We start from the raw sequence: 24,195 nt of genomic DNA on the forward strand, positions 1-24,195 counted from the left end.
TCGTCCTATGGCAGCGATTTCTGATCTCAACGAGTTGGTTGCGTCGATGGAGCCTCATCTCAACGAGGGCGTCTTCGTGTTCGCGACGGTGGGCTCGCTGGCGGAGGTCGACGAGTCTTCGATTGTGGCGCTGATGCGGGAGCCTGAGGGGCTTTCTGTCGTGATGTCCGAGGCGGATGCCGTGCGTCAGGGCATCGCGCATGAGTTCCGCTCGTCGTGGATCACACTTACGGTCACGTCCGCTCTCGAAGCTGTGGGGCTGACGGCAGCGTTTGCGCAGGCGCTTGGTGATGTTCAGATCAGCTGCAATGTCATCGCCGGACGTCACCACGACCACATCTTCGTACCCACTGATTCGACGGATGCCGCCCTTGCGGCGCTACGCGGACTGCAGGTGTCCGCTCGCTAGGCGCACCGCAAATGGCCTGGCGCGCGTCTCAGGAGCGTGCTGACTATTTCGCTGGTCGGTCGCGTTGGGCTACGCGCAGCCCGCTCGCTTCCAGCCTGCGCACGAACTCGCGCACGCCGACGGGTTCCGCTCCGAGAGTGACGAGCTGTGTCCACATGCGGGCAGGTACGTCGTAATGGTCGAGGTCGAACCCGCGACGGGGGATGCCGGCTCGGCTCGCAAACTCGTGCAATTCGTCGAGTGATACGTCGCTGACGATGTGCGCCCAGACCGTGTCGTGGGCTGGCCAAATTGGCTGGTCGATCAACACGGTCATACTGTGAGCCTAATTGACGGCGAATCGTGAGGTGGAGGTTTTGACCCAGTGCCCCTTCGCAACGTACTATGGACTCTGCTGCACCCGAGTTGTGGTTCCGATCGTCGAGATCGTGACCAATGTTGGTGTACACGTTCTCGTTTTCGTCGGGTCAAGATCATGATTGATTCAGTCGAAAGCTACTGCAGCGTGTCGTTTGACCGGGAGTGCCCACGTCGAGTATTGTTGATCCTTGGCGTGTGCTGGGCAAAGCCCGCAGAATTCGCCACAAGCTTCAGTAGTTCTAGCTATTCAATCGTTAAGTAAGGGTCAAAAGTGGTTTACGCAGTTGTGCGCGCCGGTGGGCGGCAGGAGAAGGTAGAGGTCGGCACGATTGTCGTTCTCGACCGCATCGCAGCCGACAAGAACGGCAATGTTGAGCTCGCTCCAGTTCTGTTCGTTGACGGCGACAAGATCACTCACGACGCCAAGGCGCTTGAGAAGATCAAGGTCGTTGCCGAGGTATTGAACGATGAGCGCGGTCCCAAGATCGTTATCCAGAAGTTCAAGAACAAGACCGGCTACAAGGTTCGCCAGGGTCACCGTCAAGAACTGACCCGTATCAAGATCACCAGCATCAAGTAACTGCTGACGGACGTAAAGGACTTCTAGACAGATGGCACATAAAAAGGGCGCAAGCTCCACCCGTAACGGCCGCGATTCCAACGCACAGCGCCTCGGCGTAAAGCGCTTCGGCGGCCAAGAGGTTCTCGCCGGCGAAATCATCGTTCGCCAGCGTGGCACTCACTTCCACCCCGGCGTTAATGTCGGCCGTGGCGGCGACGACACTCTGTTCGCTCTCGCACCGGGCGCTGTTCAGTTCGGCGCAAAGGGCGGCCGCAAGGTCGTCAACATCGTTTCCGCGTAACTTTCCGCGGCATTTCCACGCAGCCTGCTTGCAGGCACGCGTTACAGCGAAGAGCGAGCTTCGGCTCGCTCTCGCCATTTAAGATGGCACTACAGGCCAGTCATTAGCTCACGAGAACAGGAGGAACCATTGTGGCATCGTTCGTCGACCAGGTAACCCTTCATCTCCTAGCAGGCCATGGTGGCAATGGGTGTGTTTCGGTCAAGCGCGAGAAGTTCAAGCCTCTCGCCGGCCCCGACGGTGGCAAGGGCGGTGACGGTGGAGACATCGTTCTCGTCAGTGACCCGCAGGTAACAACACTTCTCAATTACCACCGCTCACCGCACCGCAAGTCTCAGCACGGTCAGCCCGGTCAGGGTGACCACAAGGCTGGCACCGCCGGCGCAGAGCTGCTGGTTCCTGTTCCCGTCGGCACCGTGGTCCGTGATGCTTCAGGTGAAGTTCTCATCGACATGGATGCCCCGGGAATGCGACTGATCGTTGCTCCCGGTGGTCAGGGCGGACTCGGCAACGCCGCGCTGTCATCCACGAAGCGCAAGGCTCCCGGATTCGCGCTGCTCGGCACGCCTGGCTTTGAGGGCGATATTCACCTCGAACTCAAGACTGTTGCTGATGTCGCACTCGTCGGTTATCCCTCCGCGGGAAAGTCGAGTCTGATCGCCGCCATGAGCGCGGCTAAGCCCAAGATCGCTGACTACCCCTTCACGACTCTCCACCCCAACCTCGGTGTGGTTGAGTCTGGCGAGGTCCGCTACACGATCGCTGACGTTCCCGGTCTTATTGAGGGTGCCAGCGAAGGCAAGGGGCTCGGCCTCGAGTTCCTGCGCCACGTTGAGCGCTGTACTGCTCTGTTGCACGTCCTTGACTGTGCAACGTTGGAGCCCGGTCGCGACCCCATCACTGACCTCGATGTCATTCTTGGTGAGCTTGCGGCGTATCCCGTTCCCGAGGGGCAGAAGCCTCTCCTCGAGCGCGAACAGATCATCGCCCTCAACAAGGTCGATGTTCCTGAGGGCAACGAACTTGCTGACATGGTCAAGGCTGAGCTCGAGGGCCGCGGTTACCGCGTCTTTGAAGTCTCGGCAGTCTCCCGCCACGGTCTCCGTGAACTTTCTTTCGCCTTGGCAGCACTCGTGCTCGCCGACCGTGAAGCCCGCATCTCTGAGCCGGCCAAGGAGCGCATTGTCTTGCGTCCCCGCGCCGTGAACGCGAAAGACTTCGCGGTCAAGGTCGAGGGTGGCACGTACGGCAACATCTACCGCGTGGTGGGCGATAAGCCCGAACGCTGGGTTGCGCAGACAGATTTCACCAACGAAGAAGCAGTGGGCTACCTCGCTGACCGTCTCGCACGCCTCGGCGTTGAAGACGATCTCTTCAAGGCGGGCGCCGTTCCCGGTTCTACCGTCATCATCGGTGCCGGCGGAGGCGTTGTCTTCGACTGGGAGCCGACGTTGTCGTCTGCCGCAGAATTGATTGTCGCGCCGCGTGGTACTGACCCGCGACTCGACGACAACCCCCGCGAGACCAACCGCAGCCGCCGCCGCAACTACCTTGAGCGCATGGATGCCAAGGCCGCTGCACGTGCGGAGCTTGAGGGCGAGCGCGAAGCTGGCGTGTGGCAAGACGATGAAGGTTTCGCTATTCAGCGTGACGATGAGCCGGAGGATCGTGACTAACAAGCCCACCGTGCGCGCCGAGATTCCTCGTGCGCGCCGCATAGTTGTCAAAGTCGGCTCTTCGTCGGTGAGCGGTGCCAACGTGGGCCAGATCGGTGCTCTAGTTGATGCTCTCGTGTCAGCTCATGCCACCGGTTCTGAAGTCATTCTTGTATCATCCGGCGCAATCGCCACCGGCATCCCTTTCTTGAAATTGGATGGTCGGCCGACCGATCTCGCGACCCAACAAGCCGCGGCTGCCGTGGGCCAAAACGTGCTCATCTACCGCTACCAAGAGAGCTTCGACCGCTACGGCGTTGTCGCCGCGCAAATCTTGTTGACGGCGGGGGACATGGAAAACCCCACCCACCACAGCAATGCTCAGCGCGCGCTCGAACGGTTGCTTGGGTTGAAGATCCTGCCCATCGTGAACGAGAACGACACTGTCGCAACCCACGAGATCCGCTTTGGTGACAACGATCGCCTTGCTGCGCTCGTCTCGGTGTTGGTTCGAGCAGATGTGCTCGTGTTGCTGTCGGACATTGACGCGCTGTACACGAAGCCGCCGGCTGAGCCTGGAGCTGAGCGCATAGACGTGGTGTCGTTCGCGAATGACCTCAGCGATGTCACTTTTGGCGACATCGGTGCGGCTGGAGTCGGAACCGGAGGCGCGGGAACGAAGGTTGCTGCTGCCAAGCATGCTGCGGCGGCTGGCATCCCGGTATTGCTCGCTGAAACAGGCAGCGTCGCTGCCGCTCTGGCGGGGGAGTCGATCGGGACCTGGTTCGAGGCAGACCCCGCCGCTCTGTAGCTGCCGCCATAGTTCGCGCCGTAGTCATCGCCGCGTAACGTTCGAGTGGGGTGGATGAGCGCCGCTACACTCTGATCATGGGTGATTCAGTAGCAACCGCGCTCTCTATTGACGACAAACTTCGCGCCGCACGTGCCGCATCGCGCACTCTGGCGACCGTTACTACGGTGCAGAAGAATGCCGCGCTCGAAGCCATTGCGGCCGGTGTGGTTGCTCACGCCGACCGAATTGTTGAGGCGAACGCGCGAGATCTCGAACGGGGTCGCAGCAGCGGCATGACCGTGGGGCTCCAAGACCGACTTCGGTTGACCCCGGAACGAATCGCGCAGCTCTCTGCAGCAGTGCTCGAAATCGTTGAGCTTGCTGATCCGGTCGGCACCGTTGTGCGCGGCTCAGTACTGCCCAACGGGCTCTCGGTGGCGCAAACGCGCGTGCCTTTTGGCGTCATCGGGGCGATCTACGAAGCTCGGCCCAATGTCACGATCGATATCGCTGCCCTCGCGCTCAAGAGCGGTAACGCTGTGCTCCTTCGGGGTGGCTCGGCTGCCGAAGACTCCAACCGCGTGCTCGTAGAGGTTATTCAGTCTGCGTTGTCGAGCGTCGGCATCGACCCGGCATCCGTCCAGACCGTCGACGAATTTGGTCGTGAGGGGGCTAAAGCGTTGATGCAAGCCCGTGGCTTTGTCGATGTGCTGATTCCGCGCGGAAGCGCTCAGCTGATCCAGGCCGTCGTTACTGAGTCGACAGTTCCGGTGATCGAGACCGGAGCGGGAATCGTTCACATTTTCTTGGATGAGTCTGCCGACGAGACCACCGCGGTTGAGATCGTGCACAACGCGAAAGTTCAACGCCCGAGCGTGTGCAACGCTCTCGAGACGCTGCTTGTTCACGAGCGTGCAGCCGAACGATTGATTCCCGCAGTGCTGGCGCGATTGGCCGAGGCGGGCGTCACGATTCATGCCGATGAGCGCACTCGCGAGCTGTTCCCGTCGGCAGAGATCGCCGACGTCGACGCGTGGTCGGTCGAGCACTTGAGTTTGGATGTCGCGGTGCGGGTCGTCGCCGACCTCGATGCTGCGATCGAACACATCGATACCTATTCCACGAAGCACACGGAATCGATCATCACGAATGATCTCGCGAATGCGGATCGTTTCCTTGCAGAAGTGGACTCCGCCGTGGTCATGGTCAATGCCTCCACCCGCTTTACCGACGGTGCGGAGTTTGGTTTCGGTGCCGAAGTGGGCATCTCGACCCAGAAGCTGCACGCGAGAGGCCCCATGGGGTTGCCGGAACTTACGAGTACCAAGTGGGTTGTGCGCGGCAGCGGTCAAGTCCGCGGCTAGACTGTTAGTGGTTTTGTGAATGGAGATCTGATGTCGATTTTTCTGAACGTTCTTGCGTCGAGCGAGGAGCTTGCGCCTCTCGTGCTGCCTGCTCTTGCTTTCCCGCTCATTGCAGCGGTCGTGTTGACCACCCTCGGTTTCGTCACGTGGAGCTTCCGTGATGTTGCGAACCGTCATGTGGCTAAGCCGGCGAAGGCTGGCGACGCTCACGGCGCAGGCCACTAAGGCCTTTTTGTGACCGCCGAGACGGCGCCACGGCGCGAACGCATCGGCATCATGGGTGGAACCTTCGATCCCATCCACAACGGCCACCTTGTTGCGGCCAGTGAAGCTCAGCTTCAGTTCGACCTCGATCAGGTTGTGTTTGTTCCCACGGGTAAGCCGTGGATGAAGGACACCGTAACGTCGGGGGAGCACCGCTACCTTATGACGGTCATTGCGACCGCAGCGAACCCCGGCTTCAACGTCAGCAGGGTCGACCTCGAGCGTGAAGGTGCGACCTACACGATCGACACCCTGCGCGACATGCGCAAGACCTATCCTGACGCCGACCTTTTCTTCATTACGGGCGCGGATGCCGTGGCTCAGATCATGGAATGGAAGGACGTTGACGAGGTCTGGACACTCGCCCATTTCATAGCAGTTTCACGGCCAGGACACGCCTTAACCATTAGTGGATTGCCTGAGCAGGGCGTAAGCTCGTTAGAAGTGCCGGCGCTTGCGATCTCATCTACCGATTGCCGAAACAGGGTCAGTCGGGGTTACCCGGTCTGGTATCTGGTTCCGGATGGTGTCGTTCAGTACATCGCCAAGCACCACCTATATCGGAGTATTTAATGACCACTTTTCACGATCCGCCGCCGCAGTCGCGACGTGCGGCGCGTCAGAGTGAGCGCACACACTCGTCCGACGAGCAGCCCACAGTTGAAGGATTCACCACCTTCCCGTCGCAAGCCGACGACACCGACACTTCTGACGTTAGCCACACACCTCGCAGTGCGCCCACCTCGCCGCCGGCAGCCCCGGTTTCGGCCCCTGTCGCACCGCCTGCCGCTTCTCAGCCCGCCGCAGCCGCTTCATATCTGAATGCGCCGCCGCCCGCTGTCAGCGGTCAGAACAATTCCGCTCTCGCACCGCCTGCGCCTTCTGTTCCTGCTGCGGCACCCGCAGCTTCCGCCGCTGCCGACGTGAGCCAGTTGACGCGCCGTGAGTTGCGCGAACTGCGTGCTCGCGAAGAAGCCGCCAACGACACGACTGCTGCTCCCGTCGTTTCACCGGCTCAGGCCGCGCCGACACAAGCTGCTGCTGCACCTGCTGCACCTGCTGCACCTTCTGCACCTACTCAGTCGGCGCCTGCGCCTGCTGCCTCGACTCCGCCGGTTGCTCCTACTGTTTCGGCGCCGGCTTCAGACGCGGCACCAGCTGCCGCAGCACGTCCTAGCCTTGCCGATCTCGCTGCTGCCGCATCCGCTGCTGCCGTCGCTGAGTCAAAGCCGGCCAGAACAGCCGACGAACTCTCGTTCACGCCTGATGCTCAGGTCTACATTGAGCCGCCAGCACTGGTGGACCCTCTTGCTGTTGTTCCAGAAGCGGCCGCGGCCGCTGCGGCTCCCACGGATGCGCTCAGCGCCTTCGAGTCGCTCTTGGCCAACCCCGACGGTTCAGCCAAGGGCGCGCCAACTCCCGCAGCTCCACGGTCTCCGCTCGCAGATCTTCCTGCACCCAGCGGTGCTGCCGTACCGAGCGCGAGCGTTGCGGCTGACCCCGTCACCAAGGTGATGCCGGCTGCCACGCCCGAACAAGGTGCGAAGTCTGACTCGACTGCCACGACTGCGAAGCCTGAACAGTCGACGCGTCCCACTGTTGAAGGCCTTCTCGGGTTCGACGCAGCGCCAGCGGCTACGAAGCCGCAAGCGTCGTCGACCACGACCGGTTCGACTCAGACCACATTGAGCAATGCCCGAGCAGAGTTTGATGAGCTCGCGCGCAAACGTCTTGATGGCGACATAGCGGCACCAGTGGCGACGACGAAGCCCCCCATCGCTCCCGTTGCGAAGCCCACGACTGCTCCTGCTGCTCAAGCTCCTGCCGCACAAGCTCCGGCAGCTCCCGCTGCGGCGCCAGTTATTGCAGCCTCCGGTATTTCGATCGGACACTGGTCCAGTCAAGCAAAGGCTGACGACGAGACGAACAACGCGATCGTCACGCGCACCATTGGCAGTGGAAGCAGCGCAACCAACGCTCTTGTCTTGCCAGCGATTCCGTTTGCTACCGACATCCGTGGTCCGCTGACCTCGAGTGGCGAAGCGATGCTCACCGGCTCAATCGACCTCCCGAGCACTCTCTCGGCGAGCGGTGTTTCTGACCGCTTCGACAAGGGCGACATTGACTCTCTCCTGGATCTCAACGACAGCGACATGGTGTCGACTGATTCGGCGCCCGTGCGCGCGGTCAAGGCCGTCAGCACCTTCTCCAACCAGTCCGTTACGCAGACGCAGAAACCCAAGGGCACGCGTGCTTTGACGGTACTGCTCATCTCAGCAGCGTCGATGGCTGTTGTCGTGGCTGGGCTGCTCGTGGCGGCCTTCGCCTTCAACATGTTGTAGGTTTAACTCTTTGCCTTCAGCTTTTTTCCGATTAAGGATCCTGTGACTGCTTCTCCTCGTGCCAACGAGCTACTTTCCATCGTCGCGAATGCCGCCGACGCCAAGCAGGCGACGGACATGGTTGCGCTCGACGTCACCGGTCCCATGCCGTATGCCGATATTTTCTTCCTCGCGACCGGTCGCAACGAACGTAACGTTCAGTCGATCGCCTCCGAGATCGAAGAGAAGATGATCGCCGCTGGCGCTAAGCCATTGCGTCGCGAAGGCCGTGCTGAGGGTCGCTGGATCCTGCTCGACTTCGGCCACGTCGTTGCGCACATCTTCCATGAAGAAGACCGCCTCTACTACTCGCTCGAGCGCCTCTGGAGCGACTGCCCCGTCATCCCGATCACCATCACGCCTGTGGCAACAGACGCTGATGCTGATTCGGAGTAACAAACTTCACACTTCGTAACCCAATTTGTGCGGGTTGCACCGTGCTGGTTTGCTTGTTTTAGCCGGGCAGTTCGACCCCGGGGCGACTCTCACCAGTCACCTTCTCCCACTGGGGTTTCATGATTACGCTATCTTCCGTCACCAAGACCTTTGGTGATGCCGCGAATCCAGTTCGCGCCCTCGATGACGTGAGTCTCTCCGTCGCGAGCGGCGAGATCTTCGGAGTTATCGGCCAGAGTGGTGCGGGCAAGAGCACGCTCATCCGCACGGTCAATCTTCTTGAGCGTCCCGACTCGGGAACGGTCACCGTTGCTGACCGCGAACTCACCGCGCTCAGCGACCGCGAACTGCTTCAGGCCCGTCGCGAGATCGGCATGGTCTTCCAGCAGTTCAACCTGCTCGATAGCCGCACCGTTCGCGGAAACGTTGAACTCGCTCTGGAAATTGTGGGCGTTGAGCGTCGTCAGCGCACCGCACGCACCAATGAGATCCTCGAACTTGTTGGCCTTGAGCACAAAGCTCAGCAGTACCCGGCTCAGCTCTCGGGCGGTCAGAAGCAGCGCGTCGGTATTGCCCGGGCGTTGGCATCCCGCCCCCGGGTGTTGCTCAGCGATGAAGCGACCAGCGCACTCGACCCCGAAACCACCGACTCGATCCTGCAGTTGCTGCGCAGCCTCAACAAAGAGCTCGGACTCACCATTTTGCTCATCACGCATGAGATGGATGTTGTCAAAAGCATCTGCGATTCTGCAGCGCTCATGAGCGGTGGCCGCATTCTCGAACATGGCCGTTTGGTCGATTTGCTGAGTCAACCGGGCTCGCAGCTGGCTCGTGGGCTCTTTCCGCTTGGCGAATTGCCCGAAGGAACCTCCACCGTTATCGACGTCACGTTCGTGGGCCTGTCTTCTGAGCGCCCCGTCGTGGCCCAGTTGGCTAGAACTCATCACCTCGATGTTGGTCTGCTCGGCGCTGCGATGGAAACTATCGGAGGCGCACAGTCGGGTCGCACGCGCCTTGAACTACCCGGCACCATCGAGCAGCACACTGCTGCGATTGATGACCTGCGCGCTCAGGGCCTCGTTGTTGAGATTGTGAGGAGCGGACGATGATTGATTCCACTGCTCCCGGCTTCTGGTCGCAGCTGTTCGAAACGCTCCTGAAAGCAACGGGGGAGACCCTGTACCAAGTGGGCGTCACGATGCTCATCACACTCGTGATCGGGCTGGCGCTCGGAACGCTTCTGGTCGTCACCGACCGCGGCGGCATCCTCGAGCGTCCGTTCGGCAGCATTGTTGCCGGCCGGATCATCAATGCGGTTACGCAAACTGTGGTGAACCTAGGCCGCTCGATCCCGTTCATCATCTTGATGATCGCGCTCATTCCTTTCACCCGGCTTCTTCTCGGCTCGGCGTTTGGTGTCACGGCCGCGATTGTGCCGCTGACCGTGGCGGCGATCCCGTTCTACGCCCGCATCGTCGAGATCTCGCTGCGCGAAGTAAACGAAGGGCTCGTTGAAGCGGGCCATTCGCTGGGAGCGACTCGCTGGCAGCTGGTATTGAAGGTAATCATTCCTGAGGCTGTTCCTGGCCTCATCCGTGGCTTTACAACGACAGTGGTGTCGATTGTGAACTACTCCGCCATTGTGGGCGCGATTGGTGGTGGAGGTCTGGGTGATGTTGCTATTCGCTACGGTCACCAGCGCTACAGCGTCATCCACATTGTGGCGGTCATCATCGTGTTGGTGGCGATTGTGCAGATCGTTCAAGTGGTCGGCGCGCGCCTGGCCAACCGAATGTCTCACCGCTGACGCGGTCGGCGGCTTACCCCCACGTAGTTCTCTTTTATCCCATCTGTTTGACCCTTCACCAAAGGATTAGTAATGTCACGCTCCAAATTCTTCTCACTCTCGACCGTTGCCGCCGCTGGCGTGCTCGCTCTCACTCTGGCCGGATGCTCGGCTCCCGCCGAAGAGGCCGCTCCGACTGATGGCACTCTCGGTTCATTGACCGTCGGCGCCACGGCGACACCGGCTGGCGAGATCGTTCAGTTCGTTATCGACAGCGGACAGGCTGAGGCTGCTGGCCTTGAACTCGACATCGTTGAGTTCACCGACTACACCACGCCCAACCCTGCGCTGAGCGAGGGCAGCCTCGACGTCAACCTGTTCCAGCACGCACCGTTCCTCGACCTGTACAACGAGAACACGGGTGACACCCTCGCCGTTGTTGGCCAGGTGTACCTCCCGCCGCTGGCGCTGTACTCGAAGACCGTTGACGAGCTCGCTGATCTGCCGGATGGCGCCAAGATCGCCCTGCCGAACGATGCCAGCAACGAGGGCCGTGCGCTTCTGTTGCTTGCGGAAGCCGGACTCATTGAGACCACGGATGCCCCGTCGACCGTGTCGGACATCACCGCGAACCCCAACGACTACAACTTCATCGAGATTGACGCAGCAAGCCTGCCGTCGGCTCTCGATGACCAGGACGCGGCGATCGTGAACTTCAACTACGCCGGCGCTGCTGGCCTCTCGGGTGACCTGCAGCTGGTCACCGAGGGCACCTCGAGCGTGTACTACAACGTGCTCGCCACCCGCGATGAGCTCACGAGTGACCCTCGCGTCACCACGCTCTACGAGCTGCTGACCTCGGACGAAACGAAGGCGTACATCAACGACTTCTACAACGGACTCGTTATCCCCGTTTCCTAGCCAGAGGCCAAATGCGCCTAGCGTAAGCGGCACTTCATGGTGAGAAGGGCGGCCAGCATCCATCGGGATGCTGGCCGCCCTTCACTCTTTCCCCACAATTTTCAGAGACAATTGGCTGGGAATCGCTCAGATGGTTCTGGATGCGCCAAGCGTGTAGTAATCTTGACAAGTTGCGTTTTCGAAAGAAAACAAAACAGATGGGTCCATGGCGCAGCCCGGTAGCGCACCTGCATGGCATGCAGGGGGTCAGGGGTTCGAATCCCCTTGGATCCACCATCTAGCCCCGCAATCGTAAAGATTGCGGGGCTTTTTTGTTCCCGCCCGGCGCCTGATGCAGTGCGGCAACTCCCACGGCATCCGCGCAGCCGTTAGCCTGAGCGAGAACGATCTGGAGAGCGTCGCGCGAAGTAACCGCAGCCGGCGTGCATCCATCTGAACGTTGAGACGAATGGATTACGCGCCGATGCACGAAGTTACCTGCCCTCACTGTGGCAAAGCGTTCACGATAGATGAGGCAGGCTATGCCGACATCGTGAAGCAGATTCGCGACCGCGAGTTCGAGAGTGAACTGCACGAGCGACTGGAATCGGCCGAGGCAACGAAGAAGGCCGAGATCGAGCTAGCCGAGGCGAAGGTCGCGCGCGAGTTGCAGGCGGAGGCATCGAAGAAGGATGCCGCCATTCAGGAGTTGAAGGCGCAGCTGGATGCGGGCGCTGTTGCCCAGAAGCTCGCGGTGTCTGAAGCATTGAGTGCTGTGCGGACCGAGCGCGATTCTCTCGCGAATGAGCTTGAGAAGACTCAGCGAGAGCGCCAGGCTGCGACCGATCTCGCCGAGGCCAAGCGGGTCAATGAGCTGCAGAAGGCGACAGCCGAGAAGGAAGCCGAAATTCAGTTGCTGAAGTCGAAGCTTCAGGCAGCGGGCTCGGAGCAGCAACTGGCGCTTTCTGCCGCGGTAGGCGCCGTGGAGAAGGAGCGCGACGGGCTCAAGGGCACCCTCGAGCGGGTGGAGCTGGAGAAGAAGCTCGCCGAGACGTCGATGAAAGACAAGTACGAGACCCAGATCAAGGATCGCGACGATGCGATTGAGCGACTGCGCGACATGAAAGCGCGGCTGTCGACCAAGATGATCGGTGAGACGCTCGAGATCCACTGTGAGACCACGTTCAACCAGATTCGCGCCACAGCCTTCCCGCGCGCGTACTTCGAGAAAGACAATGACGCTCGCAGTGGCAGCAAGGGCGACTACATTTTCAAAGAAGCGGACGAATCGGGCACCGAAATCGTGTCGATCATGTTCGAAATGAAGAACGAAGCCGACACGACCGCGACCAAGAAACGCAACGAAGACTTCTTGAAAGAACTCGACAAGGATCGCAACGAAAAGGGCTGTGAGTACGCGGTGCTGGTCTCGTTGCTTGAGCCCGAGAGTGAGCTCTACAACTCGGGCATCGTGGATGTCTCCCACCGCTACCCGAAGATGTACGTCGTTCGCCCTCAGTTCTTTATCCCGATCATCACGGTGCTGCGCAACGCGGCGCTCAACTCACTCACGTACAAGAACGAGCTCGCTCTGGTGAAGGCGCAGAGCATCGACGTGACGAACTTCGAGGAAGAGTTGGACTCCTTCAAGTCAGGCTTCGCGCGCAACTTTGATCTGGCATCCCGCAAGTTCCAGACCGCAATCGATGAGATCGACAAGTCGATTGATCACTTGCAGAAGACCAAGGATGCTCTGCTCGGTACCAACCGCAACCTGCGGCTTGCCAACGACAAGGCTCAAGACGTAACTATCAAGAAGCTGACCAAGGGCAACCCGACAATGGCCGAAAAGTTCGCGGATCTCGACAAGGCCGACGACGGCGCTTGAGCGAGCGGCGCTCAGCGACTAGCGAGTAGCGACGGGCGTCGTCGGCGGCGCTGACGCTGGCTTGCGCACGCGGGCCTTGAACCACGCGGTGTCGGGAATGCGAGCGAGCAAGGGCCCGGCGATGATTGTCATGAGCACGTAGGCGGTGGCGAGAGGGGCGAGCATCGGTTCGATGCCGGCACCGACCGCGAGCCCCGCGATCACGATGGAGAACTCTCCACGCGGCGTGAGAGCCAATCCGGTGCGCCAGCGACCGGGCGCCGCAATTCCGGCGCGCTTCGCGGCCCGGTAGCCCGAGAAAGCTTTTGTGCCGATGGTGAGCACGGCCAGAGCGAACGCAGGAAGCAGCACCGGGATGATGTCTGCCGGTGATGTGGAGATCCCAAAGAACACGAAGAAGACGGCAGCGAAGAGGTCGCGCAGGGGAGTGATGAGCTGGGCGGACTGATGCGCGACGGGCCCGGAGATGGCGATGCCAACGAGGAATGCACCAACCGCCGCTGAAACGTTCACTCCTTCGGCGAGGCCGGCGACGAGCATCGTAAGCCCGACAACGCCGAGCAGGAGTGCTTCCGCATTCTTGTCGGGGAGCAGCCGTGACAGGAAGCGTCCGTGGCGCAGCGCTACGTAGAGGATCGTGACGACAACAGCAACAGCGATCGCCACCGTGATGGCACCCTGCATGAGACCAGCCCCGATGACAAGAGCCGAAAGCACCGGCAGGTAGAAGGCCATGGCGAGGTCTTCCATCACCAGGATCGACAAAATTACCGGCGTCTCGCGGTTACCGAGTCGCCCAAGATCGCGTACGACTTTGGCGATAACTCCGGATGATGACACCCAGGTCACTCCGGCGAGAGCAACAACGGCGGCCGGTTCCCAGCCCAACAGAATTGCAAACAGGGCACCGGGAATAGCGTTGAAGACGCCATCCAGAATTCCCGAAAGCCGCGAGGTCTTCAGGTTCGACATGAGTTCTTCGGCTGAGTATTCAAGGCCGAGCATGGCGAGCAGCAGAATCACGCCAATTTGTGATCCGACTTCGAAGAATTCTTCGCTGGCTTGCAGCGGAAGGAGACCACCCTCACCGACGGCGAGACCGGCGAGAAGGTAAAGAGGGATCGCCGAAAACCCAAAGCGTGCGGCAACTCTGCCGAGCACACTGAGCACGAGCAGGAGAGCGCCAACCTCGATGAGTAGCTGCGTCGTCTCATGCATACGCAGCTCTTAGCTGGGGCCGTTATTGATGAGCTTGCCGAGGGCGTCGAGACCCTTGCGAGTACCGACAGCAACGATGACGTCACCAGACTCGAACACGACCTCGGGGCCGGGCGACGCGACAACATCGCTGCCACGCACGATGGCAACGATGGAGGCACTCGTGAGGGTGCGGGCTTTCATGGCGCCCATGGGGTGGCCGACGAAGCCGGAGCCATTGGGCAGCGAGATCTCTTCGGTGAAGAGCCCTTCGGCCTTCTCGCCGAGTGCAGACAGGCGGCTGAGTGTGAGCGACGACCCGAGAACTTCGGCGATGGCGGATGCTTCATCATCGCTCAACGAGATTGACGCCGCGTTCGAGTCAGGGTCATCCGCGTTGAAGAAAGCGAGATCGCGTTCTCCTGATCGCAGCGAAACTACGCTGACGCGGCATCCTGACGTGGTGATGACGTCATTACGCACACCAAAACCGGGAAGGTCAATTCGTTCGATTCTTACGCCCACGGTTCCAACTTACCAATTCACTAGTGGCCAATAGTCCAGCGAGAAGCCTACGCCTCATTACGCTGATCCCCTACTATTCGGGAGACCCTGCCCGGGGGCGGGGCGCCGGAGGTGGCGGAATCTCTTTGGCGGCGATCACTTTCGCCAATTCAATCGTCTCGAGACCGCGATTGGTCGCAACCACGCAGTGGGTGTCGTCGGCGAGATGAAAGTAGCCGAGGGAGTCAGTGGCGCGGCCATCCTCGATCAGATGACGCACGACAACCCGCGTACCGCTTGCGGTCGCCTTCAAAAACTCGGCCGGGGTCACCATGAGCTCTTGTCGTAGTCCTTCAAGAAGATGCCAAAGAGGTCTTCGCCATCCTCACCGCGCACGATGGGGTCATAGACCCGGGCCGCACCATCGACGAGGTCGAGCGGCGCATGAAAGCCCTCTTCTGCCAACCGCACCTTGGTGGGGTGGGGGCGCTCATCCGTAATCCAACCGGTGTCGACGCTCGTCATCAGAATGCCGTCGCTCTCAAACATTTCGCGCGAGCTTGTGCGGGTGAGCATGTTCACGGCTGCCTTCGCCATGTTGGTGTGCGGATGCCCCGGCCCCTTGTAACCGCGACCGAACACGCCCTCCATTGCCGACACATTCACAATGTATTTGCGTCGAGCAGTGGAGGCTGCCATCGAGGGACGCAGCATTGAGATCAGCACGAACGGCGCTGTGGTGTTCGCGAGCTGCACTTCGAGCATCTCGAGCGGGTCAACCTGGTCGACATGCTGGGTCCACGAGTTGATCGAGTCGAGGTCGGGAACGAGCCCGCCAGCATCAATCGCCGTGCCCGCAGCGAGGCGCTCCAGCGAACTCGAGCCAGCGGTCATCGCTTGCTCGGTAAGTTCTTCCGCCCGCGTCGCTGCTGCAGCCAAAATCGGGTGAGCCGACACGGACTGCGCGAGCGCCTGCGGATGCGGGTCGTTCGTGTGGCCAAAGGTCGTGAGCTCGGGCAACGGGCCATCGGGCAGCGGTGCCAGCTCGCCGTCGACGAGCGGCTGGTAGGCACCGGGGGAGCGGCGCACCGTCTGAGTCGCATTGTTGATGAGAATGTCGAGCGGACCCTGGGCCGCAACCGACTCGGCGAGCCCGATCACTTGAGCGGGATCGCGGAGGTCGATTCCGACAACACGGAGCCGGTGCAGCCAGTCTGCCGAATCGGGCAAGCTCGAAAAACGACGAACGGCATCCCGAGGAAAGCGGGTCGTGATCGTCGTGTGCGCGCCATCCCGCAGCAAACGCAGCGCGATGTACATGCCGATCTTGGCGCGGCCACCCGTGAGAAGGGCGCGCTTGCCCGTGAGATCGGTGCGGGCGTCACGCTTGGCGTGATTGAACGCCGCGCAGTCTGGGCAGAGCTGGTGGTAAAACGAGTCAACGGTCGTATAGGGCTGTTTGCAGATGTAGCAGGGGCGCGCCTTGATCAGCTCGCCCGCCGTCGGCGCTTCAGTGTTCGTCGAAATCGGGATGCCGCGAGTCTCGTCATCGATGCGGTCGGCAGCGCCCGTGGCTGTTGCCGCAATCACCTCGCGGTCGGCATCGGCGATCGCGGCGCGCTTCTCAAGACGACGCTCCTTCTTGACGGCCTTGAACATGGCGGCGGTAGCGCGGCGCACCGTCACGAAGTCGGGGTGCTCCTCGTCCATGCCGGCCATCTGGCTGAGCACCTTGAGCGTGGTTTCGAGCTCACCCGGATCCACAACGGCGGGGTCATGTTCGGGGAGATCGCTGGAATTAAGCACACCCAATTCTACCCGCGCCGGCAGCCCCGTTTGGCTCGTACGGGAGCGTACGAGCCGTATGCTGGCGGAATGATCCTCAGCGTCGTGCTCGCCCTCGCCGGCTCCGTGTTTTACGGTGTCTCAGACTTCTTCGGAGGCTTGAGCACTCGACGCTTGCAGGTGGTGCCCGCAACCACGATCATCCACGTCTTCGCCACCGTCTCTCTCCTGATTGCGATGCTCTTCGTTCCCGTGAGCTTCGAACCGGGTGCCCTGCTCTGGGGCGGGGTCTCCGGCGTGGCCGCCATCGTGGGGTTGCTCACCTTCTACGCTGCCCTCGCGGATGGCCCGATGAGCTTGGTCGCGCCATTGATCGCGGTTGTAGGCGCGGTGGTTCCGGTCGCGTTTGCGGTTATTGCTGGCGAACAACTCCCGGCGCAAGCGTGGATCGCCATAGTGCTCGCGCTCGTCAGTGCTCTGCTGGTGTCGGTCACTCGCTCAGATTCTGCTGCGCGGGTTCGCCCCCGCACCGTCGTGGTCAGCATTGTGTCCGGGGTCAGTCTCGGTGGTGCCCTCATCGCTCTTGACCATGCGCCAGAATCCGCGGGACTCGCCACCGTGGTCGTCGAGATTCTGGTGGGACTCGCCGTGATGCTTCTGCTGCTTGCCTTCACCCGGGTGAGTGCTCCGCTGCGCGGCTTCTTCGCCCAGTTCGATCACCAGCCCGAGGGCGGGCCCGTCGTGAGCGTGAGCCGGGCGCGCATTCTTGCCGCCGCCGGTGGTGTGCTCGTTGGGGCATCCAATGCGTTCATTCTTTTTGCGCTTCAGGCGGGAAGCTTGGCGGTTGTTTCAGTGCTCGTGAGCCTGTATCCGCTCGCCACGATTGTGCTCGCACGCTTCACGCTGCACGAGAAGGTCAGCCGTATTCAGCTTCTCGGAATGCTGCTCGCCCTCGTCGCTTCGGTGATGCTCGCGCTCAGCTAGCGTGCTCAGAGGGTTGCTGACCCGGCTACGGTGGAACAATGGCCTCACTTCTGGATGCGCTTCCGACGCCCTTTGACGCAGACGCAACCTATGACGCTTTCGTCGGGTGGGCATCCGATCGCGGGTTGACTCTCTATCCCGCGCAAGATGAAGCCGTCATCGAACTCGTCTCGGGCGCGAACGTGATCCTCTCAACCCCCACGGGCACGGGCAAGTCTCTCGTCGCTATTGCCGCGCACGCCATCGCGCTGGCCCAGGGCCAACGCACGTTTTACACGGCCCCGATCAAGGCGCTGGTGAGTGAGAAGTTCTTCGCGCTCGTCGAGGTCTTCGGTGCCGAAAACGTCGGCATGGTCACCGGCGATTCATCCGTCAACGCGGATGCGCCCATCATCTGTTGCACGGCAGAGATCCTCGCCAACCTTGCGCTGCGTGAAGGCGCGGATGCCCGGGTCGACCAGGTAGTGATGGATGAGTTCCATTTCTATGCCGACCCCGATCGCGGCTGGGCGTGGCAGGTGCCGCTGCTGATCTTGCCGAAGGTGCAGTTCGTGTTGATGTCGGCCACGCTCGGCGACATGCAGCCGTTGGCGGATGACCTCAGCCGCCGCACGGGCCGCGAGACGAGCCTCATCACGGGTGTGGAACGCCCCGTTCCTCTGCACTACTCGTGGGCGCTCACCCCGATTCACGAGACGGTCGAAGATCTTCTCTCGACGGGCCAAGCCCCGATCTACATTGTTCATTTCTCGCAGGCCGCTGCGTTGGAGCGTGCCCAAGCGATGACGAGCCTCAAGGTCGTGACGCGCGAGCAACGCGACGAGATCGCTGATGCCATTGGTGACTTCCGCTTCACGACGGTGTTCGGTAAGACGCTGTCACGCCTCATCCGCTCGGGCATCGGTGTGCACCACGCGGGCATGCTGCCCAAATACCGTCGCCTCGTCGAACAACTGGCTCAGCGCGGACTGCTGCGCGTCATTTGCGGAACCGACACTCTGGGTGTCGGCATCAACGTGCCCATCCGCACTGTTCTGCTCACCCAGCTCACGAAGTACGACGGAACTCGGATGCGCCAGCTCACCGCGCGCGAATTCCACCAGATCGCGGGCCGAGCGGGCCGTGCCGGCTTCGACACCGCCGGAACAGTGGTCGCTCAAGCGCCCGAACACGAATCTGACAACGCCAAGATGGTGGCCAAAGCGGGGGACGACCCCAAGAAGCTGCGCAAGCTCGTGCGTAAGAAGGCTCCCGACGGGTTCGTGACCTGGAGCGAAGCGAGCTTCAACCGCATGATCGCGGCCGAGCCAGAGCAGCTCACGAGTAACATGCGCATGAATCACGCCATGATCCTTAACGTGATCGCCCGCGGGGGAGATGTGTTCTCGAACGTGCGCACTCTCGTAGAAGACAACCACGAACCCCGCACCAAGCAACGTGAACTGGCGAAGCAGGCGCTGGCGATCTACCGCACCCTGCGCACCGCCGAGATTGTCGAAGAACACCGCGTCTCCGACACCATGATCGTGGATGGCGAAGAAGTCGAGAGCTTCGACGAACGTATTGAGATTCGACTGACCGTCGACCTGCAGGCGAACTTCGCTCTCAACCAACCCCTCTCGCCGTTTGCCGTGGCATCCTTCGACCTGCTCGACAAGGAATCACCCACGTATGCGCTGGACATGATTTCGGTACTCGAAGCAACGCTCGATAACCCGCGACCGATTCTGTCGCAGCAGCAGTTCATGGCCCGGGGTGAAGCCGTCGCGGCGATGAAGGCCGAAGGCATCGAGTATGACCAGCGCATGGAACTGCTCGAAGAAGTCACCTGGCCCAAGCCGCTCGAAGAGTTGCTCACGGCGGCGTTCGACATGTACAGCGCGAGCCAGCCCTGGATCGGCGACTTCGAACTCAGTCCCAAGACTGTCGTGCGCGACCTCTACGAACGAGCCATGACCTTCGCCGACTTTGTTGGCTTCTACGGTCTTGCGCGCAGCGAAGGTCTGGTGCTGCGCTACCTGTCCGATGCCTACCGAGCAACACGTCAAACGATTCCGGATGACGCCAAAACCGACGAACTTCTCGACCTCATCGAGTGGCTCGGCGAACTGGTGCGCCAGGTCGACTCGAGCCTCATCGACGAGTGGGAAGCCATGACAGCGGGGGTCGACTCCGCCACCAGCGGCGAGCCCGTGCTGCCGCCGACCCCGGCATCCGTTGTCACGAATGGTCGGGCCTTCCGGGTGCTCGTGCGCAACGAAATGTTCCGCCGTGTGCAGCTGGCGGCCCGCGACGATGCGGTCGCTCTCGGCGAGCTGGATGCCGCAGCCGGCTTCGATGAGGAGGCCTGGGGTCAGGCACTCGACCGCTACTTCGACGAGCACGACACCCTCTCGGTGGCGGGCGACGCGCGCGGCCCCGCCATGATCGCCATCACCGAGGAGCCGGGCCAGTGGCACGTGCGTCAGATCATTGAAGACCCCGCAGGCAACCACGACTGGGCGATTACTGCGACGGTTGACCTCGCCGAATCTGCCGTTGAGGGTATTGCTGTGGTTCGCGTGACGGGATTCACTCGCCTTGATTAGCCGCGGCTCGGCATATTCGCGCCCAGATCGGTGTTGAATTCTTCTATGCTCCGCAATCAGCGTTTCGTTCTCGTTGTCGCGATTCTCGCGTCCTTTGTAGCGTTTCTCGACGGCTCTGTCATTAACGTTGCCCTTCCGGCGATCAGTGCTGAGTTGGGCGGTGGGCTGAGCACGCAGCAGTGGGTTGTCGATGCGTATCTCATTACGCTCGGTTCGCTCATTCTGTTGGCGGGGTCACTCTCCGACGTCTTCGGCCGCATTGTGATTGTGCGCGTCGGGCTTATCGGATTTGGGGTTGCGTCGCTGTTGATCGCGGTCGCGCCGACGGCAGAATTTCTGATTGCGTTCCGTGGACTGCAAGGGGTGGCTGGAGCCTTGCTGGTTCCGAGTTCGCTGGCGCTCATCATGTCGTCGTTCCGGGGTGCTGCTCAGGCGCACGCGATTGGCCAATGGACCGCGTGGACGAGCGCCGCCTTTCTCGTCGGGCCCGTTCTCGGTGGACTCTTCGTCGACCTTCTGAGCTGGCGCCTTGTCTTCGCGATCAATGTAATCCCGATTGCCGTCACCCTCTGGATGATCGTGTTGCTCGGTCACAAAGACGAACGTAAGGCCAATACCCGCATCGATTACCTGGGTGCAGTGTTGGGAATCGTCGGTCTCGGCGGCCCCGTCTTCGCCCTCATCGAGCAAGGGAACTACGGCTGGGGGAGCCCCGTCGTGTTCGTACCTCTCGTGGTCGGCATCCTGAGCCTTGTCGCTTTCGTGTTCTGGCAGAGCAGGGCGCCGCAGCCCATGTTGCCTCTCGAGCTGTTCCGCCACCGCAATTTCAGTATGGGCAATATCGCCACGATGTTCATTTACGGTGGGCTGGCGCTCGGCGGTTTCATCGTCGTCATCTACCTGCAAGAAGTGGCGGGTTATTCGGCCACTTTTGCGGCGCTGGCCTTCTTGCCATCGTCGATCGGCATCATCCTGCTTTCTTCCTATTTTGGGCGGCTCAGTGGCCGGTATGGGCCTCGCTGGTTCATGACACTCGGGCCGCTCTTGGGTGCCAGCGGCTACATCACGTTCTTGGGGATGGGAGAGACGGTGAACTACTTCACCGAGGTCTTGCCGGGCGTGCTTCTCTTCGCCGTGGGCATGTCTATGACCGTTGCTCCACTCACGTCAGCGATCTTGGGGGCGATCTCCGCGGAACAGGCCGGCATCGGTTCTGCCGTCAACAATGCCGTGTCCCGCATCGCCGGGCTCATCACCGTCGCCCTCATCGGCGTGATCGTCGTGGGGCCGCTCGCCCCCGAAAACTTTCACCGGGTTGTCATCGTGATGGCATCGCTGCTGTTCGCCGGGGCGCTGGTGTCGTTCCTAGGCATCCGCAATGCCTCTTCGGCAGATCCTGCGATTCCGGATGCCGCTCCGCCGCTGTCCTGAGGCCGCTCTGCGGTTCAGTTGCTCTGCTGTTCGGCAGCTCAGCCGAGCGCGTTAGCTGAGCTGCGGTGCCGACAGCAATAAGAGCACCACGCTAATCAGCGCTGCGGCGATGCTGAGGCGAAACAGCATCCGCTTCATGATGTTGCGGGCGATGAGCGTCAGGCTCACGACGGCAATCGCGAGGATCGCGGCGACGCCGAGATAGCCGACGATGGTGGGTGGTGTGCCCGGTCCGAACACAATGGTGAGCGATGCGGCCACGAGGCTGACCGCAATGATGATTCCGGATGCTCGGGAGCCAAGGTAGTGCGGCAACCCCCGCACACCGGTCTCCCGATCATCCTCCAAATCCGGAAGCACGTTGCTGAAGTGCGCGGCCACGCCGAGCAGCGACCCGGCGACGATCACCCACGCCGCTGCGAGGTGCGGCGGTTGCGCGGCCAGTGTCACGATGGCGGGCAGGGCCCCGAAGCCGGTGATGTACGGCACGACGGAGGCAGCCGTCGACTTGAGTCCGAGGTTGTAGAACCAGCCGCTGGCGAGAAAGACGGCATGGGCGAGAGCGGCAAGCGGGCCAAGAGTCAACGACAGACCGACGGATGCCACTGCCGAGACGATGGCAATGGTCGCCACGAGTCGTGTCGACACTTCGCCGCTCGCGATGGGTTTGTCTGTGCGTCCGGTGCGGCGATCGCGGGCGACATCAAGCCAGTCGTTGGAGAGTCCAACGGAGATCTGGTTGAGCAGAATCATGACCGTCACTACAGCAACGCGCCAGCCGTCGAGGCCGGCACCCCACGCCAACGCGCACGCAATGAGGGTTACGGCAACGGTGGGTCCAGGGTGGGTGGACCGGGCAAGGGCGCGCAACATGAGGCAAGAGTAACGTTTGGCACGAGTCGTGATGCTTACTCACAGACATTGTGTCCTATGTTGATCCTGTGAGTGATGTTTTTGATGCTTCGGTGCTCGCCGCCAAGCTGCCAGGTACGTGGGCGATTGCGGCGACCAATTTTCCGATGTGGCTCGATGGCACCCGTCATAATCCTGAGTTCACCTATGAGCCTGCAGAGGGCGAAGAGCTCACGCTTTCCGACACGGTCAGCTACACCACCCGTTCCGGCGAAACGAAGACAATCGTGGGCACAGACCGGCTGCTGGGCGACGAATTTGTGTGGCGCGGTCAGGGCTGGCTCAAAGTGTTGACGAGCCGCTGGCAGGTAGTCGGGGCCGATGACGCTTTCGACACCGTGGTGTTGCGGTTCTCGCGGTCGAGGCTTACCCCGTCGGGGATCGACATCATTACGCGCAAAAATGTCGAGGTGCCCGATGTGCGCACGACGGTCGCCCATGCAACAGACGAGTTTGGCCTCACCGCCGAAGATTTCGCCTCCCTCACGTGGCTTTCTTAACCTCGGTTTTCTGATCCCGGGTACCATCGCAGCATGACGAGTGCGCGCCGACTTCCTGCGTTTGCGGTCGCACTTGCCGTCACCTTCGCGCTCGTCGGCTGCACGGCCACCACGCAATCTGCCGTCGTGCCAGCACCGACCTTTGTGCCGCGTGCGGATCCGGTGCAGGCCGATCCGATTGCGCAGTATGCCCGCGATCGTCTCTCCACGATGACGGTGAGGCAAAAAGTCTTGAGCATGCTCATGGTGCACATTCCGGGAGTGTCTCCGGCCGAGCGGATCAGTGCGGAGTTCGCGGATGTCGGTGGCTTCATCCTGATGGGCGACAACATCCCGAGCACGCTCAGCCAGCTCACCGCGGACACCGCAGCACTCAGTGACGAGGCTGGCTTGCCAGTATTGGTCGCCACCGACCAGGAGGGCGGCATCGTGCGTCGCGTTCCGACGGATGACGCGGCATCGGCCAATGAACTGCGCGATCGTGACCCGCAAGCCACCTTCGACGCCTTTGCCCAACGCGGCGCCCTGCTCGAGTCGGTGGGGGTGTCAGTCAACTTCGGAATCGTTGCCGATGTGGCAAGCGACCAATCAAGCTTTATCTACGAACGCTCGTTTGGCGGCACGGGGGCGGATGCCGGGGCTCGCGTCGCCGAGGCGGTGGAGGGTGAATCTCCGATTCTTTCCACTCTCAAACACTTTCCGGGTCACGGGGCAGCGGCGGGGGACTCACACTCGAGTATTCCGACGACTGCGCTGTCATTTGACGACTGGAAATCCACTCACGCGGTGCCGTTCGAAGACGGCATCGCCGCCGGCGCACCGCTCGTGATGTTTGGGCACCTTCAGTTCACCGCGGTTGACCCGGAGCCGGCCACTTTTTCGGCACGCTGGCATGACATCCTGCGCGACGATCTGGGGTTTGACGGGGTGTCAATCACCGATGACATGGGCATGCTGGAGCGCTCCGGGGTAGCGGAATATTCCGACCAGGTCACTAACGCGGTGCGCGCTATCGGGGCGGGTAACACGATGCTCCTGTATGTCGGCGCTGTTGATGCTTCCGGCATCGTGACGGCGGTGTCGCACGCTATTGACGAGGGTGAACTCGACGAAGCTGTCATCGACGAGGCTGCGCTGAAGCTACTCGAATTGCGCCGCGGCCTATCGGGCGAGACCGGTCGCTTCGTACACTGTCTCGCTGACTGCGTCACGATCGCAGGCTGACGAACGACGCT

Annotated in this window: 25 protein-coding genes and 1 tRNA gene; 20 read left to right on the forward strand and 6 right to left on the reverse strand. The window is 61.4% G+C overall.

The features are described 5' to 3' along the window. Positions 1 to 7: 7 nt before the first annotated feature. A complete protein-coding gene (locus I6E51_RS06880) occupies positions 8 to 409 on the forward strand; it encodes an ACT domain-containing protein (RefSeq protein ID WP_197109810.1) in 402 nt (133 codons plus the stop codon). Positions 410 to 452: 43 nt separating this feature from the next. Here the strand turns inward: I6E51_RS06880 and I6E51_RS06885 are convergent, their stop codons facing one another. Next, positions 453 to 725 (reverse strand): DUF4031 domain-containing protein, encoded by a 273-nt coding sequence (locus tag I6E51_RS06885; RefSeq protein ID WP_197105880.1) that lies wholly within the window; start codon positions 723 to 725, stop codon positions 453 to 455. A gap of 315 nt (positions 726 to 1,040) precedes the next feature. Here I6E51_RS06885 and rplU point away from each other — a divergent pair, with 315 nt between their 5' ends. The 14 genes from rplU to I6E51_RS06955 all read left to right on the forward strand — a co-directional run bounded on the left by rplU (position 1,041) and on the right by I6E51_RS06955 (position 13,059). Then, the gene (gene rplU / locus I6E51_RS06890) at positions 1,041 to 1,349 is read left to right on the forward strand and encodes a 50S ribosomal protein L21 (protein ID WP_009772527.1); all 309 of its coding nucleotides are present in this window, start codon (positions 1,041 to 1,043) and stop codon (positions 1,347 to 1,349) included. A gap of 31 nt (positions 1,350 to 1,380) precedes the next feature. Beyond that, complete coding sequence (rpmA, locus tag I6E51_RS06895) at positions 1,381 to 1,632, forward strand: 50S ribosomal protein L27 (RefSeq protein ID WP_197105879.1); 252 nt, start codon at positions 1,381 to 1,383, stop codon at positions 1,630 to 1,632. A 131-nt stretch (positions 1,633 to 1,763) separates the two neighbouring features. Continuing rightward, positions 1,764 to 3,308, forward strand: a complete 1,545-nt coding sequence (gene obgE / locus I6E51_RS06900; RefSeq protein WP_197109811.1) for a GTPase ObgE — start codon at positions 1,764 to 1,766, stop codon at positions 3,306 to 3,308. Further along, complete coding sequence (gene proB / locus I6E51_RS06905) at positions 3,301 to 4,098, forward strand: glutamate 5-kinase (protein ID WP_307783855.1); 798 nt, start codon at positions 3,301 to 3,303, stop codon at positions 4,096 to 4,098. Before obgE ends, proB begins: the two co-directional genes overlap by 8 nt. A gap of 77 nt (positions 4,099 to 4,175) precedes the next feature. Further along, positions 4,176 to 5,444: a glutamate-5-semialdehyde dehydrogenase gene (locus tag I6E51_RS06910; protein ID WP_197109812.1), complete on the forward strand. Its 1,269-nt coding sequence runs from the start codon at positions 4,176 to 4,178 to the stop codon at positions 5,442 to 5,444. A gap of 30 nt (positions 5,445 to 5,474) precedes the next feature. After that, a complete protein-coding gene (locus I6E51_RS06915) occupies positions 5,475 to 5,669 on the forward strand; it encodes a hypothetical protein (protein ID WP_197105876.1) in 195 nt (64 codons plus the stop codon). 9 nt (positions 5,670 to 5,678) lie between these two features. Next, complete coding sequence (nadD, locus tag I6E51_RS06920) at positions 5,679 to 6,281, forward strand: nicotinate-nucleotide adenylyltransferase (protein WP_197105875.1); 603 nt, start codon at positions 5,679 to 5,681, stop codon at positions 6,279 to 6,281. Next, complete coding sequence (locus tag I6E51_RS14490) at positions 6,281 to 8,050, forward strand: hypothetical protein (RefSeq protein ID WP_197109813.1); 1,770 nt, start codon at positions 6,281 to 6,283, stop codon at positions 8,048 to 8,050. Before nadD ends, I6E51_RS14490 begins: the two co-directional genes overlap by 1 nt. Before the next feature lie 42 nt (positions 8,051 to 8,092). Next, the gene (rsfS, locus tag I6E51_RS06930) at positions 8,093 to 8,485 is read left to right on the forward strand and encodes a ribosome silencing factor (protein ID WP_197105873.1); all 393 of its coding nucleotides are present in this window, start codon (positions 8,093 to 8,095) and stop codon (positions 8,483 to 8,485) included. 119 nt (positions 8,486 to 8,604) lie between these two features. Beyond that, the gene (locus I6E51_RS06935; RefSeq protein ID WP_197105872.1) at positions 8,605 to 9,594 is read left to right on the forward strand and encodes a methionine ABC transporter ATP-binding protein; all 990 of its coding nucleotides are present in this window, start codon (positions 8,605 to 8,607) and stop codon (positions 9,592 to 9,594) included. Next, a complete protein-coding gene (locus tag I6E51_RS06940; protein WP_197105871.1) occupies positions 9,591 to 10,292 on the forward strand; it encodes a methionine ABC transporter permease in 702 nt (233 codons plus the stop codon). Before I6E51_RS06935 ends, I6E51_RS06940 begins: the two co-directional genes overlap by 4 nt. A gap of 72 nt (positions 10,293 to 10,364) precedes the next feature. Continuing rightward, the gene (locus tag I6E51_RS06945) at positions 10,365 to 11,192 is read left to right on the forward strand and encodes a MetQ/NlpA family ABC transporter substrate-binding protein (RefSeq protein ID WP_197105870.1); all 828 of its coding nucleotides are present in this window, start codon (positions 10,365 to 10,367) and stop codon (positions 11,190 to 11,192) included. Positions 11,193 to 11,391: 199 nt separating this feature from the next. Further along, positions 11,392 to 11,468: transfer RNA gene (locus I6E51_RS06950), tRNA-Ala, on the forward strand. 172 nt (positions 11,469 to 11,640) lie between these two features. Then, entirely contained in the window at positions 11,641 to 13,059 is a 1,419-nt protein-coding gene (locus tag I6E51_RS06955) for a DUF2130 domain-containing protein (protein WP_255528587.1), read from the forward strand. Between the two features lie 18 nt (positions 13,060 to 13,077). On the opposite strand, the gene I6E51_RS06960 is transcribed toward I6E51_RS06955, so the two are convergent. From I6E51_RS06960 to I6E51_RS06975, 4 genes are all read right to left on the reverse strand, one after another. After that, complete coding sequence (locus tag I6E51_RS06960; protein WP_197109814.1) at positions 13,078 to 14,277, reverse strand: cation:proton antiporter; 1,200 nt, start codon at positions 14,275 to 14,277, stop codon at positions 13,078 to 13,080. A 9-nt stretch (positions 14,278 to 14,286) separates the two neighbouring features. Then, positions 14,287 to 14,781, reverse strand: a complete 495-nt coding sequence (locus I6E51_RS14415; RefSeq protein ID WP_197105867.1) for a cation:proton antiporter regulatory subunit — start codon at positions 14,779 to 14,781, stop codon at positions 14,287 to 14,289. A gap of 73 nt (positions 14,782 to 14,854) precedes the next feature. Then, positions 14,855 to 15,094 carry a hypothetical protein gene (locus I6E51_RS06970; RefSeq protein ID WP_197105866.1) on the reverse strand — a complete coding sequence of 80 codons (240 nt, stop codon included), beginning with the start codon at positions 15,092 to 15,094 and terminating at the stop codon, positions 14,855 to 14,857. Beyond that, positions 15,088 to 16,566: an SDR family oxidoreductase gene (locus I6E51_RS06975; protein WP_197109815.1), complete on the reverse strand. Its 1,479-nt coding sequence runs from the start codon at positions 16,564 to 16,566 to the stop codon at positions 15,088 to 15,090. Before I6E51_RS06975 ends, I6E51_RS06970 begins: the two co-directional genes overlap by 7 nt. Positions 16,567 to 16,635: 69 nt before the next feature. Between I6E51_RS06975 and I6E51_RS06980 the strand changes: the two genes are divergently transcribed. The 3 genes from I6E51_RS06980 to I6E51_RS06990 are packed head-to-tail and all read left to right on the forward strand — an operon-like array spanning position 16,636 to position 21,548. After that, positions 16,636 to 17,529, forward strand: coding sequence for an EamA family transporter (locus I6E51_RS06980; RefSeq protein ID WP_197109816.1), 894 nt, complete (start codon positions 16,636 to 16,638; stop codon positions 17,527 to 17,529). 38 nt (positions 17,530 to 17,567) lie between these two features. Then, the gene (locus I6E51_RS06985; RefSeq protein WP_197105863.1) at positions 17,568 to 20,117 is read left to right on the forward strand and encodes an RNA helicase; all 2,550 of its coding nucleotides are present in this window, start codon (positions 17,568 to 17,570) and stop codon (positions 20,115 to 20,117) included. A gap of 45 nt (positions 20,118 to 20,162) precedes the next feature. Beyond that, entirely contained in the window at positions 20,163 to 21,548 is a 1,386-nt protein-coding gene (locus I6E51_RS06990) for a DHA2 family efflux MFS transporter permease subunit (RefSeq protein ID WP_197109817.1), read from the forward strand. Between the two features lie 51 nt (positions 21,549 to 21,599). On the opposite strand, the gene I6E51_RS06995 is transcribed toward I6E51_RS06990, so the two are convergent. Continuing rightward, positions 21,600 to 22,421 (reverse strand): UbiA family prenyltransferase, encoded by an 822-nt coding sequence (locus I6E51_RS06995; RefSeq protein ID WP_197109818.1) that lies wholly within the window; start codon positions 22,419 to 22,421, stop codon positions 21,600 to 21,602. A 68-nt stretch (positions 22,422 to 22,489) separates the two neighbouring features. Between I6E51_RS06995 and I6E51_RS07000 the strand changes: the two genes are divergently transcribed. Then, entirely contained in the window at positions 22,490 to 22,960 is a 471-nt protein-coding gene (locus tag I6E51_RS07000) for a hypothetical protein (protein WP_307783856.1), read from the forward strand. Between the two features lie 33 nt (positions 22,961 to 22,993). After that, positions 22,994 to 24,184, forward strand: a complete 1,191-nt coding sequence (locus I6E51_RS07005; protein WP_197109819.1) for a glycoside hydrolase family 3 N-terminal domain-containing protein — start codon at positions 22,994 to 22,996, stop codon at positions 24,182 to 24,184. The last annotated feature ends 11 nt before the right edge of the window (positions 24,185 to 24,195 follow it).

The sequence above is a fragment of the Salinibacterium sp. NSLL17 genome, assembly GCF_015864935.1.
GTDB lineage: Bacteria > Actinomycetota > Actinomycetes > Actinomycetales > Microbacteriaceae > Rhodoglobus.

Excerpts from the sequence above, each read along its gene's own strand:
- I6E51_RS06935 (WP_197105872.1), top strand. The coding sequence starts at position 8,605 with ATGATTACGCTATCTTCCGTCACCAAGACCTTTGGTGATGCCGCGAAT.
- I6E51_RS06940 (WP_197105871.1), top strand. The coding sequence starts at position 9,591 with ATGATTGATTCCACTGCTCCCGGCTTCTGGTCGCAGCTGTTCGAAACG.
- I6E51_RS07005 (WP_197109819.1), top strand. The coding sequence starts at position 22,994 with ATGACGAGTGCGCGCCGACTTCCTGCGTTTGCGGTCGCACTTGCCGTC.
- I6E51_RS06885 (WP_197105880.1), bottom strand. The coding sequence starts at position 725 with ATGACCGTGTTGATCGACCAGCCAATTTGGCCAGCCCACGACACGGTC.
- I6E51_RS14490 (WP_197109813.1), top strand. The coding sequence starts at position 6,281 with ATGACCACTTTTCACGATCCGCCGCCGCAGTCGCGACGTGCGGCGCGT.
- I6E51_RS06985 (WP_197105863.1), top strand. The coding sequence starts at position 17,568 with ATGGCCTCACTTCTGGATGCGCTTCCGACGCCCTTTGACGCAGACGCA.
- I6E51_RS06990 (WP_197109817.1), top strand. The coding sequence starts at position 20,163 with ATGCTCCGCAATCAGCGTTTCGTTCTCGTTGTCGCGATTCTCGCGTCC.
- I6E51_RS06970 (WP_197105866.1), bottom strand. The coding sequence starts at position 15,094 with ATGGTGACCCCGGCCGAGTTTTTGAAGGCGACCGCAAGCGGTACGCGG.
- I6E51_RS06880 (WP_197109810.1), top strand. The coding sequence starts at position 8 with ATGGCAGCGATTTCTGATCTCAACGAGTTGGTTGCGTCGATGGAGCCT.
- I6E51_RS06915 (WP_197105876.1), top strand. The coding sequence starts at position 5,475 with ATGTCGATTTTTCTGAACGTTCTTGCGTCGAGCGAGGAGCTTGCGCCT.
- I6E51_RS06945 (WP_197105870.1), top strand. The coding sequence starts at position 10,365 with ATGTCACGCTCCAAATTCTTCTCACTCTCGACCGTTGCCGCCGCTGGC.
- I6E51_RS06980 (WP_197109816.1), top strand. The coding sequence starts at position 16,636 with ATGATCCTCAGCGTCGTGCTCGCCCTCGCCGGCTCCGTGTTTTACGGT.
- I6E51_RS06910 (WP_197109812.1), top strand. The coding sequence starts at position 4,176 with ATGGGTGATTCAGTAGCAACCGCGCTCTCTATTGACGACAAACTTCGC.
- I6E51_RS06955 (WP_255528587.1), top strand. The coding sequence starts at position 11,641 with ATGGATTACGCGCCGATGCACGAAGTTACCTGCCCTCACTGTGGCAAA.
- rpmA (WP_197105879.1), top strand. The coding sequence starts at position 1,381 with ATGGCACATAAAAAGGGCGCAAGCTCCACCCGTAACGGCCGCGATTCC.
- I6E51_RS06995 (WP_197109818.1), bottom strand. The coding sequence starts at position 22,421 with ATGTTGCGCGCCCTTGCCCGGTCCACCCACCCTGGACCCACCGTTGCC.
- I6E51_RS06960 (WP_197109814.1), bottom strand. The coding sequence starts at position 14,277 with ATGCATGAGACGACGCAGCTACTCATCGAGGTTGGCGCTCTCCTGCTC.